Below are 17,515 nucleotides of genomic sequence, written 5' to 3' on the forward strand. Positions count from 1 at the left end.
CTAGCGGCCCGACCTGGGCCGGATGTGCTCGAAGATAAGGATCGTCTCGGTCGCCGCGACCTCCGGCCGCGCGGACAGGTGGTCGAGCACGAAGTCGCGCAACGCGCCGGTGTCGCGCATCGCGACGTGGAGCAGGTAGTCGTCGGCGCCCGCGATGAAGTAGACGTCGAGCACCTCGGGCGTCGCGGACATCCGTTCCGCGAACTGCGCCATGTGCGGGCGTGCGTCGGCGCGCAGTCGGACGGAGATCATCGCCTCGAGGTCCCGTCCGAGGGCCGCCGGGTCGATGTCGGCGTGGAAGCCCCGGATGACGCCCTTCTCGACCAGCGCGCGCACCCGGGCCAGGCAGGTGGAGGGCGCGATCCCGGCCAGCTCGGCGAGGGCGTTGTTCGGGGTGCGGGCGTCGCGGGTGAGCTGGGCGAGCAGGACGTGATCGATCTCGTCGAGCCTGACCGCCCGAACATCGTTCGGGCGGGCGCCCCGCGAGGGGCCTTGTGCCGAAGATTCCGCAACCATGTGCAGATTCTAGAGAATTATCAGCACAAATCTGTGCATGGAATCGAGGAAAATTCATACTTGACCCAGCGTCGATCACGCTCACCCACACCGAACCGCCCCCGAAACCCGAGGAAGTGTCATGAGGATCGGAATCCCCCGCGAGGTCAAGAACCACGAGTACCGGGTCGCCATCACGCCCGCAGGCGTCCACGAACTCGTCTCCCGCGGCCACCAGGTTTTCGTCGAGCAGGAGGCCGGTGCCGGTTCTTCCTTCGCCGACGCCGACTACCGCGCGGCGGGCGCGCAGATCCTGGCCGAGGCCGACGATGTGTGGGCGGCCGCGGAGCTGCTTCTGAAGGTGAAAGAGCCTATCGCGGAAGAGTATTCGCGCTTGCGTCCGGACCTGGTGCTGTTCACCTACCTGCACCTGGCGGCCTCGAGGGAGTGCACGGACGCGCTGATCGCGGCGAAGACGACCGCGATCGCCTACGAGACCGTGCAGGCCCCCGACGGTTCCCTGCCCCTGCTCGCCCCGATGAGCGAGGTCGCCGGGCGGCTCGCGCCCCAGGCAGGCGCCTACCACCTGATGGCCAGCTCCGGCGGCCGCGGCGTCCTGATGGGCGGCGTGCCCGGGGTGCGCCCGGCCAATGTGGTGATCCTCGGTGGCGGGGTGGCAGGCCAGAACGCGGCGGCGATGGCCGTCGGGATGCACGCCGATGTCACCGTCCTCGACCTGAACGTCGCGCGTCTGCGCGAGCTCGACGACCGGTACCGCGGACGGCTGCGGACGGTCGTGTCCAACGCCTTCGAGGTGGAGCAGGCGGTGCTGGGCGCGGACCTGGTGATCGGCGCGGTGCTGGTGCCGGGGGCGAGGGCGCCGAAGCTGGTGTCCAACGAACTGGTGTCCCGGATGAAGCCGGGTTCGGTGCTGGTCGACGTCGCGATCGACCAGGGCGGGTGCTTCGAGGACTCGCGTCCGACCACCCACGCCGACCCCACCTACCGGGTGCACAACTCCGTCTTCTACTGCGTGGCGAACATGCCGGGCGCGGTGCCCCGCACGTCCACCTTCGGGCTGACCAATGCCACCCTCCCGTACGTCCTCGAGATCGCGGAACTGGGCTGGCGCCGGGCCACCGCCGCCGACCGGGCGCTGGCCGCCGGGCTGAGTACCCACGACGGCGAGGTGCTCTCCACCGCGGTCGCGGACGCGCACGGCTATCGCGGCTTCGCCGACGGCGCGCGGGTCACACCCGACCTGGGGTAGGACACGCGCACGGTCGCGCACCGCCTACCCTTGGCCGCGACCGGAAGGAGTGCGCAGTGACCGAGGCAATCGTGGTGGCGCGGGACGGGGACATCGTCACGTGGACGCTGAACCGTCCGGAGACCCGCAACGTCATCTCCGAGCCCGACATGATCGAGGCCTTCGAGACGGCGATCGCGGACGTCAATCGGGACGTGACGGTGCGCGCGGTGGTGCTGACCGCGGCCGGGCCGTCGTTCTCCTCCGGGGGCAACGTCAAGCACATGCGCGACCGCGAGGGCATGTTCGGCGGCTCGCCCGTGGAACTGCGCGGCGGCTACCGGCACGGCATCCAGCGGATCCCCCTGGCGCTCTATCACTGCGAGGCGCCGGTGATCGCCGCGGTGAACGGCCCGGCCATCGGGGCGGGCTGTGACCTTGCACTCATGTGCGACATGCGGATCGCGGCGACCACGGCCACCTTCGCGGAGAGCTTCGTCAAGCTCGGCATCATCCCGGGCGACGGCGGTGCCTGGTTCCTGCCGCGCGCGGTCGGGCAGGCGCGGGCCGCCGAGATGGCCTTCACCGGCGACGCGATCGACGCCGCGACCGCCCTCGAGTGGGGCCTTGTCTCGCGGGTGGTGGAGCCGGATGAGCTGGTGTCGACCGCCCGTGCGCTGGCAGAACGGGTCGCGGTGAACCCGCCGCAGGCCCTGCGGATGACCAAGAAGCTGCTCCGCGAGGGGCAGCACCAGAGACTGGAGAGCCTGCTCGAGTTGTCCGCCTCGATGCAGGCGCTTGCGCACCACACGCAGGATCACCAGGAGGCGGTGGCCGCGATGCTCGAGCGCAGGCCGCCTCGGTTCACCGGGGCGTAGCCGGGCCAGGGGCGGGGTGCCCGCCGCGGACCCGGCGCGGGCCCTTCGCAATGTCGGGGGGCCACCGTAAGGTGTCGGACGTGATCATCGTCAGCACGGACGGCTCCTGCCTCCGCAACCCCGGCGGCGCGATCGGCTGGGCGTGGGTCAACCACATGGGGCCGAGCCGCTCCGGCGGCGAGCGGTCGGGCACCAACCAAATCGCCGAGCTGCGTGCGCTTTTGGAGGCCATCCGGGCGCATCCGGGTGACGAGCCGATGCTGATCGAGTCCGATTCCCAGTACGCCATCAAGTGTGCATCGGAGTGGGTGTCCGGTTGGAAGCGCAAGGGCTGGCGTACCGCCTCCGGCGAACCGGTGAAGAACCTGGACCTCGTGCGCTCCATCGACGAGGCGATCGCCGAGCGGACCGGCCCGGTGCGCTTCCGTTGGGTCCGCGGTCACGTCGGCAACCACTACAACGAGGAGGCGGACAAGCTGGCCGGTGAGGCCGCTCGTGCCGTCGCGGCCGCCGCCGCCTCCGCCCCTGCGCCCGCCCCGCGGGCGAAGGCCACGACGCACTCCGCGCCGGTGTCGCCGGCGAAGAAGGTCTCGCGAGCCAAGTCGGTGGCGGCGCACACCGTCGTCCCGAACGAGATGGAGCCGACGCTGTTCGAGGTCTCCGAATCGGACGACTCGCTCACCCTCTTCTGATCAGAGGTCGAACAGCCGCGCACCGTTGTCGTGGCACACGGCGCTGACCCACTCCGCGCCCAGGTCGAGCCGAGAAACCGCCTCCAGGGCATGGGCATACGGGTACGGGATGTTCGGGAAATCACTGCCGAACAGGATCCGCTCCTGCAGGTCGAGCAGGCGTGGCAGGTCGGCAGGCAGCAGCGGCGCGGCATCGTTGATGAAGTCGGTGAACGCCATCGTGGTGTCGAGCAGCACCCGGTCGTGGCGCTCGGCGAGTGCGAGGAACTCCGCATACTCGGGCATGCCCATGTGCGCGATGACCAGACGCAGCCGGGGATATCGGGACAGCAGCTCCGCGATCGGTCCCGGGCCCGTGAAGCGTCCGGGCGCGGGCCCGGACCCGCAGTGGATCACGATGGGGGTGCCGGCGTCTTCGAGGACTCCCCATACGCCATCGAGCAGCGGATCGTTCGGGGCGTAGTCGCCAACCTGGATGTGCGACTTGAACACCCGGGTGCCGTTCTCGAGCGCTGCGGTGACGTACTCGGCGGCACCGGGCTCGGGATAGAAGGTGGAGGTGTGCAGGCAGTCGGGGTTGCGGGCCGCGAACTCGACAGCCCATTCGTTGAGCCAGGCTGCCATGTGCGGCTTGTGCGGATAGATCATCGAGGTGAACGCCCGGACCCCGTAGGAACGCAGCCGGTCGAGCCGAACGTCCTCCTCGTGCCGGTAGGCGATCGGCCACTCCATGCCGGTCAACGGTCCGGCCGAGTCGAAGTACCGCCAGACCTTGTCCATCACGTTCTTGGGCATGAAATGTGTGTGCACGTCGACGATTCCGGGCAGGTTCCACTGCTCACGGAACGCGGTCACCGCGTCGATGTCGGCCTGCCGGGATTCGGGTTCGTCGATCACGTGACCCACCCTGTCATGCCCGGCTCGGTGCTCAGAATCCGCCGTCGACCCGGACCACGGCGCGCCCGGTGTAGGTCCCGGCCCGTACCCGGTCCAGCACCAGGGCAACGTCCTTGATCGGCACCTCGTTCGCGATCGAGGTCAGGTGCCGTGGACGCAGATCGCTCGCGAGGCGGGACCACAGCGCGCGGCGTCTGTCGATCGGCAGCTGCACGGAGTCGATTCCCAGCAGGGAGACGCCGCGCAGGATGAACGGCAGCACGGTGGTCGGCAGTGCCGATCCGCCGGTCAATCCGCTCGCCGCGACCACGCCGCCGTAGCGGACCGTGCTGAGCACGTGGGCAAGCGTCTTGCCACCTACGCAGTCGACCGCGGCCGCCCACTCCGCCTTGCCGAGCGGGCGGGGCTTCGCGTCCGGGTCCTCGGGCAGCCGGCCGATGACGGATGCCGCGCCGAGCGAGGTCAGCAAGTCCGCGGCCGTGGGCTTGCCGGTCGACGCGATCACCTCGAACCCGGCCGCGGCGAGCAGGTCGACGCTCACGCTGCCGACGCCGCCGCTGGCGCCGGTGACCAGGACGGGCCCGTCGGCCGGGGTGATGCCGTGGTCGAGGATGGCCTGCACGCTCATCGCCGCGGTGAATCCCGCGGTGCCGATGGTCGCCGCATCCCGGGGGGAGAGGTCCGAGAGCCGGACCACCCAGTCGGCGGGGACCCGGGCGAGTTCGGCATATCCACCGTGACGCCCGGTGCCGATCTCGTATCCGTGCGCGAGGACCAGGTCGCCGGGGGTGTACGAGTCGTCGTCCGAGGCGACGACCTCGCCTGCGAGGTCGATGCCGGGGACGATCGGGTACTCGCGCACCACCCCGCCCCGCGGTGTCACGGCGAGGGCGTCCTTGTAGTTCACGCTCGAGAAGTGCACCTTGATGGTGACCTCGCCGGGAGGCAGCGCGGCGGTGTCGAGGGTGTCGGGGGCGAGCGTGATCTCCCCGTCCTGCTCGCGTGCGATGTAGGCCGAGAACGTCGTCGTCACCGTTCCGAGCCTAGGGTGTCCGCCACCTCTCGGCCAGGCTTGTCCTTGCACTCGGCGAGGAATCCCACCGCCTCCACGACCAGGACCGGTTTGGCCGCGCCCTCCCGCTCGAAGGTCAGCGTGTTCAGGACCTGCGCGCCCCCGGCGATCTCGTGCACCGCGGTAATGGTGGCGCGCATGCGAATTCGGGACCCGACCGGTAGCGGCGCTGAGAACCTGACCTTGTTGTAGCCGTAATTGAGGGCGTGCGCAAAGCCGTCGAAGGCGATCAACTGCCCGGTGAAGAACGGGCCGAGGGAGAGGCTGTAGTTCCCGTGCGCGATGGTGGTGCCGAAGGGTCCGTCGGCAGCCCGCTCGGGGTCGACGTGGATCCACTGGTGGTCTCCGGTGGCATCGGCGAACGCGTCGATCCGCTGCTGCGTCACCTCGTGCCAGCCGGTCGGGCCGAGCACGGTCCCGATCAGCGCGGTGAGCTGGGCGAGGGTGCTCGGCCGGACCGGGTCGGCGCTGGAGTTCGTCATATCTGTCGCTCCCATGCTCCGCGTGGCATCACGCCTTCCTCTCAGTATGGGCCGCAGGAGGGGAGTAGGCCACGCACGCCGACGACCCGCGTTGCCGTATAAATACGGCATGTCAGGATCGGTTTCCGGGGATGATCGCGACGACGCGCCGCCGTCGATGGCGCGATCGGGTCTGCTTCGTGAGCTACCCGTCACCGAGCGCGGGCTGCGGACCCGGGCGGCACTGATCGCGGCCGCCAGAAGGGTGTTCGAACGTTCGGGCTACCTCGACACCCGCCTGATCGACATCACCAAGGCGGCCAAGTGCTCGGCCGGGACCTTCTACACCTACTTCGCAAGCAAGGAAGAGATCTTCGCCGCGGTCCTCGAGCTGGCGCAAGAGGACATGATGCATCCCGGCATGCCGCACGTGGCGGCCGAGGACGATCCCGCCGCGATCATCGCGGCCAGCAATCGGGCGTACTTCGAGGCCTACAAGCGCAACGCGAAGCTGATGGGACTGCTCGAACAGGTCGCCAGCATCGATCCCGAGTTCCGGGTGCTGCGGCAGCAGCGCGCCGACGCGTTCATCCGCCGCAACGCGCGCAGCATCGCGAACCTGCAGCAACGCGGACTCGCGGATCCCGATCTTGATCCGTTGCTGGCGTCGTCGGCCCTGTCGGGGATGATCAGCCGCCTCGCGTTCGGGTACTTCGTCACCGGCGGCGAGGCGGCGTCCCTCGACGACATTGTCGACACCGCCACACGCCTGTGGGTGAACGCGCTCCGCATCGCTCCCCGCGGCTGACGCCGCGCCATCGAATTCTGCTGGTCAAGGGTTGAAACAGCCCGCATAGTTGAATATGAGTCCGAATTCAACTATACAGTTCGACAACGCTCGGATCAGGTCTCACCGCGAGGAAGAGGAATCGTTGTGAAGGTTGCGCAGAGGGTCGCCATCGTGACGGGCGGCGGGGGCGGCATCGGCGGCGCGCTCGTCGCACGGCTCGCCGCCGAGGGCGCGAAGGTCGTCGTCGCGGACCTCGACGAGGCCGCCGCGCGCGCCGTCGCCGCGAGCGTCAACGCCGAGCATCCCGGTTCCGCGGTCGGCTCGGGCGCGGACGCCTCCGACACCTCCGCCATCCGGCGACTCATCTCGCTCGCCGAGTCCGAATTCGGGCCGGTGGACCTGTATTTCGCGAACGCGGGCGTCAGCGGCGCGCCGGGGCTTGAGGCGACCGAGGGTGACTGGGACCTGTCTATCGACGTCAACCTGCGGGCCCATATCCGCGCCGCGCAGCTGTTGGTCCCGCAGTGGCTCGAACGGGGCGAGGGCTACTTCGTCAGTACCGCGTCGGCGGCAGGCCTGCTGACCCAGATCGGTTCCGCCACCTACTCGGTGACCAAGCACGCCGCGGTCGGCTTCGCCGAGTGGCTCAACGTGACCTACGGCGATCGCGGGATCCGGGTCAGCTGCCTGTGCCCGATGGGCGTGAACACGAAGCTGCTCTACGAGGGGGAGGAGTCCGGGGACGCCCGCGGCGTCGCGGCGACGCGGGCCGTGACCTCGGCCGGCGACGTGCTCGAACCAGCGCAGGTCGCCGACGACGTGCTCGCCGCGATGGACGAGGAGCGCTTCCTGATCCTCCCGCACGCGGAGGTGCTCGAGATGTACCGCCGCAAGGGGGCCGACTACGACCGTTGGCTGCGCGGGATGCGGCGGTTCCAGGCCGGGCTGCTGCCGGGAGCCTGATCGCCCCTCCCACCATTCCTTCCTCCCCACCTGTCAGGAGTTCACATGTCCCTGTTCGATGTCTCGGACCGCGCCGAGAAGATCCGGGCCGACCTGCTCGAGTTCATGGACTCGCACGTCTACCCGGCGGAAACCGTCTACGAGGAGCAGATGCGGGCCGCGGGAGACCCACACTTCCAGCCGCCGATCATCGAGGAGTTGAAGGTCGAGGCGCGAAAGCGCGGGCTGTGGAATCTCTTCCATCCACATCCCGGGACCGGGGCCGGCCTGACCAACCTGGAATACGCGCCGCTGGCCGAGATCATGGGTCGCAGTCACCTTGCCTCCGAGGCATGCAACTGCAACGCACCCGACACCGGCAACATGGAGGTCTTCGAGATCTTCGGTACCGATGAGCACCGCGAGAAGTACCTGAAGCCGCTGCTGGACGGGAAGATCCGCTCCGCCTTCGCGATGACCGAGCCCGACGTCGCCAGCTCCGATGCCACCAACGTCGAGATGCGGATGGAGCGCGACGGCGACGAGTTCATCCTCAACGGACGTAAGTGGTTCGCTTCCAACGCAATGCACCAGAACTGTCGGGTGCTGATCGTGATGGGCAAGACCGATCCGACGGCCGAGATCCACCGCCAGCAGTCGATGCTCGTGGTGCCGATCGATGCGCCCGGCGTCACCGTCGTGCGCAACCTGCCGGTCTTCGGCTACCAGGACCGGGAGGGCCACGCGGAGATCACCTTCGAGAACGTGCGGGTCCCGGTCAAGGACGTGCTCAAGGGTGAGGGCGAGGGTTTCGCGATCAGCCAGGCCCGCCTCGGCCCCGGCCGCATCCATCACTGCATGCGGGCGATCGGCATGGCCGAGCGGGCGCTGGAACTGATGTGCAAGCGCGCGCAGTCCCGGGTCAGCTTCGGCCGCCCGATCGCGGACCGTTCCAACATCCAGGACTGGATTGCGGAGGCGCGCATCGAGATCGAGATGACCCGCCTGCTCACGCTCAAGGCCGCCTACCTGATGGACACGGTGGGCAACAAGGAGGCGCGCACCGAGATCGCCGCGATCAAGGTGGCCGCCCCGCAGATGGCCCTGAAGATCGTCGACCGGGCCATCCAGGTGCACGGCGGGGCGGGCGTCACCGACGACTTCCCGCTGGCGATGGCGTACGCGCACCTGCGGACCCTGCGCCTGGCCGACGGGCCCGACGAGGTGCACAAGCGGGCCATCGCGAAGCAGGAATTGCGCAAGTACCGGGCCCACCGGCCCGCTGGGGCCTGAGGTGGGCGAGATCGTCGGACTCGACCCGGCCGCGGTGACGCGGTGGTTCGGCTCGCTCGGTGTGGGGTTCACGGGCCCGCTGCGCTTCGACCGGATCGGGCTTGGCCAGTCGAACCTGACCTTCCTGGTCCGGGATGCGGAGGACCGCAGGTGGGTCCTGCGGCGCCCGCCGTTGGGGCACCTACTCGCCTCGGCGCACGACGTGGCACGCGAGGCGCGGATCATGGCTGCGCTTGCCGAGACCGAGGTACCCGCGCCCCGGATCTTCGGGCTCGCACAGGACCCATCGATATCCGAGGTACCGCTGGTGTTGATGGAGTTCCTCGACGGCCAGGTCGTCGACACGATGCCGATCGTGGAATCACTTGCCCCGCAGCGTCGCAGGGACATCGCGGTCGCGCTGCCGCGGGCCCTGGCCGAGATCCACGCCGTGGACCTCGAGGCGACCGGCCTGACCGACCTCGCCAGCCACAAGCCGTATGCCCAGCGCCAGCTCAAGCGGTGGGCCGGTCAGTGGGAGGTCACCAAGACCCGTGAATTGCCCGAGCTCGACGACCTGACCAGGCGCCTGGCCGCGGCGGTCCCGGAGCAGCGCGAGGTCGCGCTGGTGCACGGAGACTTCCACCTGCGCAACGTGATCGTCTCGCACGAGACCGGCGAGGTGGTCGGGACCCTGGACTGGGAGCTGTCCACGCTCGGCGACCCGCTGGCCGACATGGGCAGCATGCTCGCCTACTGGCCGGAGCCGGGGGAGGACGCGATCGGCGACTTCCCGGCGTCGACGCTGGCGGGCTTCCCCACGCGTGCGGAACTCGCCGAGCTCTACCTGGACGAGACCGGCCGCGACGCCGAGGCGTTGAAGTTCTGGCATGTGCTGGGCCTGTGGAAGATCGCCGTCATCGCCGAGGGCGTCATGCGCCGGGCCATGGAGAACCCACAGAACAGGGCGGCCGCGGGCACACCCACCGCCGAACAGATCGAAGCGCTGGTTCGCAAGGCCCGCGGCGTCGCGGCGGACGCCGGGATCTGATCGATTCCCATTCATCATCCATCGACGTAGTTCTCAGGAGAGGCATCATGAAGGCTTGGCGCGTCAACGAACTCGGCGAACCCCGCGACGTATTGAAGCTCGAGGAGGTCGCAGACCTCGCGCCCGGCCCCGGCCAGCTGATGGTCCGGGTGTTGGCGGCGCCCGCGAACTTCCCCGACGTGCTGCTGTGCCGCGGCGAGTACCAGATCAAGCCGCCGCTGCCGTTCACCCCCGGCGTGGAGCTGTGCGGTGAGGTGGTCGCAGTGGGTGATGGCGTCGCGCGGTTCGCGGTTGGGGACCGGGTGATCGGCAACCCGAGCCTGCCCGGTGGCGGGTTCGCGGAGCTGGCGGTGATGGAGGAGACGAACACCTTCCCCGCCCCAGCCTCCCTGGACGACGCGGAGGCGTCCGCGCTGAGCATCGGATACCAGACGGGCTGGTTCGCGCTGCACCGCCGCACCCAGCTGCAGCCCGGCGAGACCCTGCTGGTCCACGCCGCCGCGGGTGGCGTGGGGAGCGCGGCCGTGCAGTTGGGGAAGGCTGTGGGCGCCACGGTGATCGGTGTGGTCGGCGGGCCCGACAAGGCCGAGTACTGCCGCCGACTCGGTGCGGACCTGGTGATCGACCGGCACACCGAGGACATCGTGGCTTCGGTCAAGGACTTCACCGGGGGCCGCGGTGCGGACGTGGTGTTCGACCCGGTCGGCGGCGATGCGTACACCAAGTCCACGAAGTGCATCGCCTTCGAGGGCCGGATCATCGTGATCGGGTTCGCGGGCGGCACCATCCCGCAGCCGGCCCTCAATCACGCGCTGATCAAGAACTACTCGATCATCGGGCTGCACTGGGGTCTGTACAAGGCGTACAACCAGCAGGCCATCGACGACTGCCACGTCGAGCTGACCCGGCTCGCTGCCAAGGGGGCGATCAAGCCGCTGATCAGCGAGCGGCTCCCGCTCACCGAGGTGGCGGACGGCATCGGCAGGCTGGGCGATGGCACCACCGTGGGACGGATCGTGTTCCAGCCCTGAATCGGAAGGAACGACCTGATGGCTGACGGTGACCCCGAACCGATCGACTTCTTGACGCTGCTGCGTGGCGTCAACGACACCGCCCCGTTCAATCGATGGGCGGGGTTCGTGGTGAGCGCGGCGGGCGACGGTACGGCCGAGCTCCGGCTGCCGTGGCGAGCGGAGTTGGGCCAGTACTCCGGATTCCTCCACGCTGCGGTGGTGGCCGGGATGATCGACACCGCTTGTGGTTTCGCGGCGGCGACAGTAGTCGGGCAGGTGCTCGCCGCCCAGTGTTCGGTGAACTTCCTGTCCCCGGCCGTCGGCGACGAGTTCGTGGCGCGCGCTGTGGTGGTGAAAGCAGGCAAGCGGCAGGTGTTCACCACGGCGGAGCTGTTCGCGGAGCGCGACGGTGTCAGCAAGCTCGTGGCAACTGGATCGACGTTGCTGGCTGTTCCCACCTAAATCGCTGGGGTACTACGGGATTGATGTCAGAACGGCGGTGGTTCGTCCAGGTCGATGACGAGGATCGGGCCTGCCGGTATGCGGGGTTTGGGGTGTCGTGCGCCTGGTGGCACGAGGGTGTCGAGGAGGTAGGCGAGGTCGTCCTCGGCGGTGCGGCCGCTGTTGCGGTCGGAGAGGACACGGAGCGCGCGGGCATCCGTGGTGTCGTGATCGTCGTCGTTGTGCTCGTCGACGGGGTCGCTGAAGGGGCCGTTCGGCTCGGTGACGGTGATGGTGCCGTGTGGGTCGGTCCACCGGAGTAGGCCGGATCCGAGTTGTGTGACGGTCCAGTAGCCCTCGGTCTTGAGGCGGTGGTGTTTCCGGCAGAGGCAGGCCAGGTTCTCTTCGACGGTCAGCCCGCCGTTTGCCGGGTTGGCGTGGTTGAACGGGATCGTGTGGTCGAGGTCGCAGTCCTGCGCGCGGGCGGTGCAGTTGGGGAATCGGCAGGTGCCGTCGCGGGTGCGGATGATCTCGGCGAGGCGTTTGCTGGGCTGGTAGGTGTGAGCCTCGCGTGAGGTCTTGGTTCGGCTGCGGATGTTGGACGGGGTGATACCAGCGGCCCTCAGAGCATTTCCGACCCCGAGGATCGGTCCGGGTGGGTTGGTGTCGATCCGGCGGCCGGAGACCCAGGGCTCGTCGTTTTCTGTTGTCTCGTAGAACAGTTCAGGTGCAGCCGCGCGGAGTTCATCGAGGAGATGCTCGATGAGGCGTTCACGATCCTTGCCGGTCAGCGTCAGGATCTGCTTCCAGGTGCCGTCGGCGGCGATGTCGCGGGCGAGGTCTGCATCGATGGCGCCGTAGCCATAGAGGTAGCCGGGGAGGTCGTCGAGGCCGAGCAGGGTGGTGGCGGAGACACCGACCAGGATCGTGGCCTTCTCCCGTGGTGCGCGTGTGGTGACGTCCTCGGTCCCTAGTCGTTCCGTCGCCTTCGTGGCGGTGCAGTGCTCGCGTCGGCAGTGGCAGGGCAGGTGGTCTGCGCCGTCGGTGAGGGCGATGAGTGCGTCGGCGCGGCGCTGGGCGTGGGTGCGGGGGTCGTCGGCGCACACCTGCAGCGACATCTCGCGTAGCCGCATGGACAGGCGTTGGGCACCGACGGCGGGGAGCAGTCCTTCCAAGGTAGACATGCCGTCGTCGGAGGCGTGGGTGCGGACGTCGCGATCCTCTTCGGCGCGTTCGCGGCGGCGGTGGACCCCGTCGGGGTCGTATCGTGCGATCAACCGCCGTGCGCGTTGCTTGAGCTTGGTCGAGGTCAGGTGATCGCCGTCGGACAGAAGTCTGTTCTCGATGTCGTCGAGTTTGTCGTCGGAGACGTTCGCCAGGGCGCCGACGATGGCGCGGGTTTGGGTGAGGTCGATCGTGCCCGCGGCGAACGCGGCCGAGACCCGGTGCAGTCGCAAGCGGAGGTCGCAGCCGAGGTCGATCATTCGGGCGGCGGCGCTTTCGGTGACGTGCAGGATCGCAGCGATCTCGACGTGGGCGAACTCGCCCTGGTGGGCCTCGTTATTGCCGCGGCGGCCGTCTTCCTCGCAGCGGGCGAGGTAGACGGCGGTGACGGCATGGATTTCGCGGAAGTGTTCGCGGGCGATGTGGGCGTGGTGTTCCTGCAGCGTTGCCGGTTGCTTCCAATCCGGCACGCTGTCCAGCAGTCCCGATGCCGACCCACTATCGAACATACGTACGAGTCTAGCGAAGGTTGCCTACGGAATCCAGGGATGGCCGGCGAAGGATCTTGCCGAACTTTACGAGTTCGGCTGACGCAGTACGGGCTTGTCGATCTGTTCGCGGAGGATGTCCCCGTGGCCTGCGTGCCGGGCGAACTCTTGGATCATTGCGATCAGTGTCCATCGCATGCTGACGTTTCCCTCGCGGGGATTGTCCTTGGTGTCGTCGAGGTCGAAGCGGGACGCGATCGCACGTGATCGTTGGCTTGCGCGCTCGAACTCGGCGATGACGTCTGCGAGCGACTCGTCGTCGGCGACTGCGAAAGTGCCCTCGTCGCGGCGCGAGTAACCATCGCATTCGGATTCTTCGAGTCCCGCCCAGAACCGTTGGAACCAGATCCGTTCCGCGGCAGCGGCATGCTTGATCAGTGAGATCGGCGTCGTCAGCGACGCGACGAGGCGTAGACGGGCATCGGCATCCGACAGGCCGCGTGCGGTCTGGATGAGTGCTTCGCGGTTGCGGTCGAGCATGCTTTCGATGATCGCTCGCTCGGTGTCGTTGGTAATTAAATTGGTATGCATGGTATTTCACTCCATTCTATTGCGTGGCTGAGGCTGTGCGGTAAGCATCGGTCGGGCTGAACAACACAATGCGGCGCAGCGGCGATCGGTCTCGGGAGAGTGGCGAAACGTCCGGTGTCGGGGATGACCGGGAAGAAGGAGAGCATTCGATCCGCTCGTCGCGAGGGTTGCGCACAGAGCGTGGACAGGAGGCGGGGCCGGCGTCAACGCCGTGGCTCAGGCCTGTCAGGAGGGCTGCTGCCCGGGGTCAGCATATCGCAGAGTTTCATTCCGTGCGGCATGTCGATGACGGCAGCTCAAGCCATCCTCGTTTGTTCTTCGCAGGATTGCTACCCTGACCGCAAAAAGAGGGCATCCGGTGGTCGGTCGGGGAAGACGACCGCCGGATGCCCTCTGCGGGAGCGGAACTCCGTTGTTACCGCTCGATTCCCAGCTCTCGCAGCTGCTCCCAGTAGAGCTCAACGTTGCCGAGCTTGACGTCCTCGTAGCCGCGGACGACGTCGGGCAGCGCGGCGATCGTGGTGGCCCTGTCGTAGTTGCCTGAGTCCAGTTCGTGCGCGAGCCGCAGCACCATTGCGGTGTAGTGCGTCAGCAGTTCGCGCTCGACCTTGCGGACGTGGGCGTAGCCGAACGGGTCGAGCTTGGTTCCGCGGAGCACCTTGCCCTTGGCCAGCATCTTCAGTGCCACATGCGACTTCGGTCGGAGTCCGATCTTCTTCTTGCGGCCCAGTGCTCGCAGCGCGGGCGGGTGCAGCTTGTAGGTGAGGTTCTCGCCGCCGGGGACCTGGGACGCGACGTCCTCGAGGAAGGCGGGATCGACCAGCATCCGTGCCACCTCGTACTCGTCCTTGTATGCGGTGAACTTGAACAGTCCGCGGGCCACGGCCTCGCTGAACTCCGTCCGGTCGGTGACCGTGCGCTCTGCGGCCCAGATGGACTGCACTGCATCGATGTACCGGCGCGCAACCTTCGCGTTCTGGAACTCGACCAGCTCGCCGGCGCGAAGCTCCACGAGCCTGCGGACCTCACCGTCGAAGGTGGAGTCGGAGAGCAGGTGTGCCGGTGCGACCGCGGGGGTGCGGGCGACCCGCGAGGTGACCGCGGCGAACGCATCCGGATCGGCGAGCGCGACTCGGCCCCAGCGGAAGGCATCGATGTTCGCGGAGACCGCGATGCCGTTGATGCCGATGGCCTCCTCGATGGCCTCGGCGGGCAGTCGCAGACCGCCGCTCTGGAAGGCCGCGCCGATCAGCAGGAAGTTCGCGGCGGCGGTGTTGCCGAACAACTGCTGCGCGGCGGCCAACGCATCGAAAGCGTTGAGCGACTTGGATGCCGAGCCGAGGCGGTCGAGCAGCCCCTGCTCGTCCGGGTACCGGACGGACTTGTCGTAGACCATGTCGCCGGTGGGGGTCTGGCTGGTCGAGGCGACCGCGACGGTGGTGGCCGCGCTGCCGTAGCCCAGGTTCTTGTTGTCGGTGGCGGTGAGCAGGTCGAAGGCGACGATGCAGTCGGCGCTGCCCGGCGTGAGCCGGTTCGACGGCTCGAGCGCGCCAGGGGAGAATCGCAGGTGCGAGACCACCGGCCCGGCCTTCTGGCTGAGACCGATCTGGTCCAGGGACTCCACCTCGTAGCCGGCGCGCAGCGCAGCGGTGGCGAGCACCTGGTTGACCGTGACGATGCCGGTGCCGCCGATGCCCGCGAGGAAGACATTCTGCGTCGACGTCAGTTCGCCGAGATCCGGCTCGGCCGCGAGCGGCGGCACGGGGCGCTCGGCCCGGGCGGACTTCTTCTTGCCCGGCACCACCTCGACCGTGACGAACGACGGGCAGTCGCCGTCCAGGCAGGAATAGTCTGTGTTGCAAGAGGTCTGGTCGATTCGCGTCTTGCGGCCGAACTCGGTGTCCACCGGCTGCACGGACAGGCAGTTGCTCTTGGTCCCGCAGTCGCCGCAGCCCTCACAGACGGCCTCGTTGATGATCACGCGGGTGTTGCGGGTCGGCAGGGTGCCGCGCTTGCGCTGACGGCGTGCGTCGGCGGCGCAGTGCTGGTCGTAGATGAGCACGGTGACGCCCTCGACCTCGCGAAGCTCCTTCTGTGCCTCGTCGAGGCGGTCGCGGTGCCACAGCTTGACGCCCTTGGCGAGCTGCCTCTTGTTGTGCCGCTTGGGATCGTCGGCACAGATGATGATGCGCTTGACACCCTCGGTGGTGAGCTTGTGGGTGAGCTTGGCGACGGACAGCGCGCCCTCGGCGTCCTGGGCGCCGGTCATCGCGACGACGTCGTTGTAGAGCAGCTTGTAGGTGATGTTCACCCCGGCCGCGACGCAGGCCTGCACGGCGAGCTGGCCGGAGTGGAAGAAGGTGCCGTCGCCGACGTTCTGGAACAGGTGCTTGACGTCGGTGAACGGCGCCTGGCCGATCCACTGGCTGCCCTCGCCGCCCATCTGGGTCAGACCGGTGACGGCGCTGTCCTCGCGATTCGAGATGGTGACCATGGTGTGGCAGCCGATGCCGCCGCCGCCGATCGAACCCTCGGGCAGAGCCGTGGATCGGTTGTGCGGGCAACCGCTACAGAAGTAGGGGGTGCGGGTGGCGGAGAGCACTTCGAGCGAAAGCTGCGGAGGCAGAGCCTTCTTCAGCTCCACCCGGTTCTTGAGCACCCGACGCAGCGGGCCGAGCAGCCGACCGGCGGTCAGCTCGCCGTCGACGGGCATCAGCGGCCTGCCCGCGGCGTCGCGCTTTCCGAGGATCTGCGGGGTGTGCTCGCTGCCGTAGAGGATCTCGCGGATCTGGGTCTCGATGAAGGCCGTCTTGTCCTCGACCACGATCAGCTGCTCGAGGCCGGCGGCGAACTCCCGGACCTTCTTCGCGCCGAGCGGGGTGGGCATGCCGATGCGCAGCAACCGGATCCCGGCGTGGTGCAGCGCGGCCTCGTCGACGCCGAGGTCGAGCAGGCCCTGGCGCAGCGAGTCGAAGGTGGTGCCGGTGGCGGCGAAGCCGATCGTCGCGCCGGTGGGGTCGACCTCGATGACATCGAGATCGTTGGCCTCGCCGTACGCGCGCACGATCTCCCAGCGGGGCCCGTACAGGTCGGCCTCAGCGATGACGCTGTCCGTCGGCACCGCCATCGGGCGCTGCTTGTAGACGAACGGCTTACCCTCCCATTCGATCTCGGGGACGGTGATGTCGATGTTCGACACCCGGCCGTCGACCGTCCACGCGCCGTCGGCGACGTCCGCCACGACCTTCAGTGCGACCAGGCAGCCGGAGGCGCGCGACAGCGCGACGCCGTGCATGCCCATCGTGATCATCTCTTCGGCGTTGCGGGGGAACAACACCGGAATCCCCAGCGCGGCGAGGGACCGCTCGCTGACCGCGGGGACGGTGGAGGACTTGGAGGCGGGGTCGTCGCCGACGAGCAGCAGCACGCCGCCCTTGGGGTTGACCCCGTACATGTTCGCGTGCCGCAGCGCGTCGGTGGCGCGATCGACGCCGGGGCCCTTGCCGTACCAGACGCCGACGACACCGTCGTGCGTCGCATTCCCGGAGGGTAGGTCCATCTGGCTGCCCCAGACGGCGGTGGCGGCGAGCTCCTCGTTGAAGCCGGGCACGAAGGTGATGTCGTGCTCGGCGAGCACCTGCGGCATCCCGTGCAGCATCTTGTCGACGCCGCCGAGCGGGCTGCCCTGGTAGCCGGAGACAAAGGTCGCGACCCGTCGGCCCGCGCGGATGTCGTGGACGTGCTGCTCGACGAACTGGCGTGCAATCGCCTGGACGCCGGTCAGCAGCACCGGGCCCGACCCGGACCGGTAACGGTCGTCGAGGTCGTAGGGAGCGGGCAGCGCCGCCGTCGGGGTGACGGGACGATCGGCCAGTTCAGTCATCGCGGTCCACCGTTTCTTCGCCGCATCGGATCACGTTGCGCGCATAAATCGGGCATCAGGTGTAGCAATGATTTGC

General features: G+C 68.4%; 16 protein-coding genes. 9 read left to right on the forward strand and 7 right to left on the reverse strand.

Features of this window, described 5'->3' with window-relative positions; all coding sequences use genetic code 11:
• Window positions 1–516 carry an Lrp/AsnC family transcriptional regulator gene (locus FCG67_RS05060; protein WP_136907693.1) on the reverse strand — a complete coding sequence of 172 codons (516 nt, stop codon included), beginning with the start codon at window positions 514–516 and terminating at the stop codon, window positions 1–3.
• A 121-nt stretch (window positions 517–637) separates the two neighbouring features.
• On the opposite strand from FCG67_RS05060, the gene ald reads away from it, so the two are divergent.
• The 3 genes from ald (at window position 638) to FCG67_RS05075 (ending at window position 3,314) form a co-directional block, all read left to right on the forward strand.
• Window positions 638–1,765 (forward strand): alanine dehydrogenase, encoded by a 1,128-nt coding sequence (ald, locus tag FCG67_RS05065; protein WP_136907695.1) that lies wholly within the window; start codon window positions 638–640, stop codon window positions 1,763–1,765.
• A gap of 56 nt (window positions 1,766–1,821) precedes the next feature.
• A complete protein-coding gene (locus FCG67_RS05070) occupies window positions 1,822–2,622 on the forward strand; it encodes a crotonase/enoyl-CoA hydratase family protein (protein WP_136907697.1) in 801 nt (266 codons plus the stop codon).
• Window positions 2,623–2,702: 80 nt separating this feature from the next.
• Window positions 2,703–3,314 (forward strand): ribonuclease H family protein, encoded by a 612-nt coding sequence (locus tag FCG67_RS05075; RefSeq protein ID WP_136907699.1) that lies wholly within the window; start codon window positions 2,703–2,705, stop codon window positions 3,312–3,314.
• Here the strand turns inward: FCG67_RS05075 and FCG67_RS05080 are convergent, their stop codons facing one another.
• From FCG67_RS05080 to FCG67_RS05090, 3 genes are all read right to left on the reverse strand, one after another.
• Window positions 3,315–4,178 (reverse strand): amidohydrolase family protein, encoded by an 864-nt coding sequence (locus tag FCG67_RS05080; RefSeq protein WP_246044897.1) that lies wholly within the window; start codon window positions 4,176–4,178, stop codon window positions 3,315–3,317. It abuts the gene before it with no gap.
• 64 nt (window positions 4,179–4,242) lie between these two features.
• On the reverse strand, window positions 4,243–5,244 hold the full coding sequence (locus FCG67_RS05085) for an oxidoreductase (RefSeq protein ID WP_136907701.1): 1,002 nt from the start codon (window positions 5,242–5,244) through the stop codon (window positions 4,243–4,245).
• Window positions 5,241–5,765, reverse strand: coding sequence for a MaoC family dehydratase (locus FCG67_RS05090; protein WP_136907703.1), 525 nt, complete (start codon window positions 5,763–5,765; stop codon window positions 5,241–5,243). The genes FCG67_RS05085 and FCG67_RS05090 overlap by 4 nt, the downstream gene beginning before the upstream one ends.
• A gap of 109 nt (window positions 5,766–5,874) precedes the next feature.
• Between FCG67_RS05090 and FCG67_RS05095 the strand changes: the two genes are divergently transcribed.
• From FCG67_RS05095 to FCG67_RS05120, 6 genes are all read left to right on the forward strand, one after another.
• Window positions 5,875–6,552, forward strand: a complete 678-nt coding sequence (locus FCG67_RS05095; protein WP_246044856.1) for a TetR/AcrR family transcriptional regulator — start codon at window positions 5,875–5,877, stop codon at window positions 6,550–6,552.
• Between the two features lie 126 nt (window positions 6,553–6,678).
• A complete protein-coding gene (locus FCG67_RS05100; RefSeq protein ID WP_136907705.1) occupies window positions 6,679–7,497 on the forward strand; it encodes an SDR family oxidoreductase in 819 nt (272 codons plus the stop codon).
• A 45-nt stretch (window positions 7,498–7,542) separates the two neighbouring features.
• A complete protein-coding gene (locus FCG67_RS05105; protein WP_136907707.1) occupies window positions 7,543–8,769 on the forward strand; it encodes an acyl-CoA dehydrogenase family protein in 1,227 nt (408 codons plus the stop codon).
• A gap of 1 nt (window position 8,770) precedes the next feature.
• Complete coding sequence (locus FCG67_RS05110; RefSeq protein ID WP_246044857.1) at window positions 8,771–9,799, forward strand: phosphotransferase family protein; 1,029 nt, start codon at window positions 8,771–8,773, stop codon at window positions 9,797–9,799.
• Window positions 9,800–9,846: 47 nt separating this feature from the next.
• Entirely contained in the window at window positions 9,847–10,830 is a 984-nt protein-coding gene (locus FCG67_RS05115) for an NADPH:quinone oxidoreductase family protein (protein WP_136907708.1), read from the forward strand.
• Between the two features lie 18 nt (window positions 10,831–10,848).
• The gene (locus FCG67_RS05120; RefSeq protein ID WP_136907710.1) at window positions 10,849–11,274 is read left to right on the forward strand and encodes a PaaI family thioesterase; all 426 of its coding nucleotides are present in this window, start codon (window positions 10,849–10,851) and stop codon (window positions 11,272–11,274) included.
• A 26-nt stretch (window positions 11,275–11,300) separates the two neighbouring features.
• Here FCG67_RS05120 and FCG67_RS25335 read toward each other — a convergent pair whose 3' ends face one another.
• From FCG67_RS25335 to FCG67_RS05135, 3 genes are all read right to left on the reverse strand, one after another.
• On the reverse strand, window positions 11,301–12,986 hold the full coding sequence (locus FCG67_RS25335; protein WP_246044858.1) for an HNH endonuclease signature motif containing protein: 1,686 nt from the start codon (window positions 12,984–12,986) through the stop codon (window positions 11,301–11,303).
• Window positions 12,987–13,052: 66 nt separating this feature from the next.
• Complete coding sequence (locus tag FCG67_RS05130) at window positions 13,053–13,556, reverse strand: DinB family protein (RefSeq protein ID WP_136907712.1); 504 nt, start codon at window positions 13,554–13,556, stop codon at window positions 13,053–13,055.
• A 415-nt stretch (window positions 13,557–13,971) separates the two neighbouring features.
• Window positions 13,972–17,439 (reverse strand): indolepyruvate ferredoxin oxidoreductase family protein, encoded by a 3,468-nt coding sequence (locus FCG67_RS05135; protein WP_136907714.1) that lies wholly within the window; start codon window positions 17,437–17,439, stop codon window positions 13,972–13,974.
• Window positions 17,440–17,515 lie beyond the last annotated feature (76 nt).

Source organism: Rhodococcus oryzae (genome assembly GCF_005049235.1).
Classification (GTDB): Bacteria; Actinomycetota; Actinomycetes; order Mycobacteriales; family Mycobacteriaceae; genus Rhodococcus_G; species Rhodococcus_G oryzae.

Coding starts and splice junctions, on each gene's coding strand:
- FCG67_RS05060 (WP_136907693.1), bottom strand. CDS start 516: ATGGTTGCGGAATCTTCGGCACAAGGCCCCTCGCGGGGCGCCCGCCCG.
- ald (WP_136907695.1), top strand. CDS start 638: ATGAGGATCGGAATCCCCCGCGAGGTCAAGAACCACGAGTACCGGGTC.
- FCG67_RS05090 (WP_136907703.1), bottom strand. CDS start 5,765: ATGACGAACTCCAGCGCCGACCCGGTCCGGCCGAGCACCCTCGCCCAG.
- FCG67_RS05095 (WP_246044856.1), top strand. CDS start 5,875: ATGTCAGGATCGGTTTCCGGGGATGATCGCGACGACGCGCCGCCGTCG.
- FCG67_RS05105 (WP_136907707.1), top strand. CDS start 7,543: ATGTCCCTGTTCGATGTCTCGGACCGCGCCGAGAAGATCCGGGCCGAC.
- FCG67_RS05115 (WP_136907708.1), top strand. CDS start 9,847: ATGAAGGCTTGGCGCGTCAACGAACTCGGCGAACCCCGCGACGTATTG.
- FCG67_RS05120 (WP_136907710.1), top strand. CDS start 10,849: ATGGCTGACGGTGACCCCGAACCGATCGACTTCTTGACGCTGCTGCGT.
- FCG67_RS25335 (WP_246044858.1), bottom strand. CDS start 12,986: ATGTTCGATAGTGGGTCGGCATCGGGACTGCTGGACAGCGTGCCGGAT.
- FCG67_RS05130 (WP_136907712.1), bottom strand. CDS start 13,556: ATGCATACCAATTTAATTACCAACGACACCGAGCGAGCGATCATCGAA.
- FCG67_RS05135 (WP_136907714.1), bottom strand. CDS start 17,439: ATGACTGAACTGGCCGATCGTCCCGTCACCCCGACGGCGGCGCTGCCC.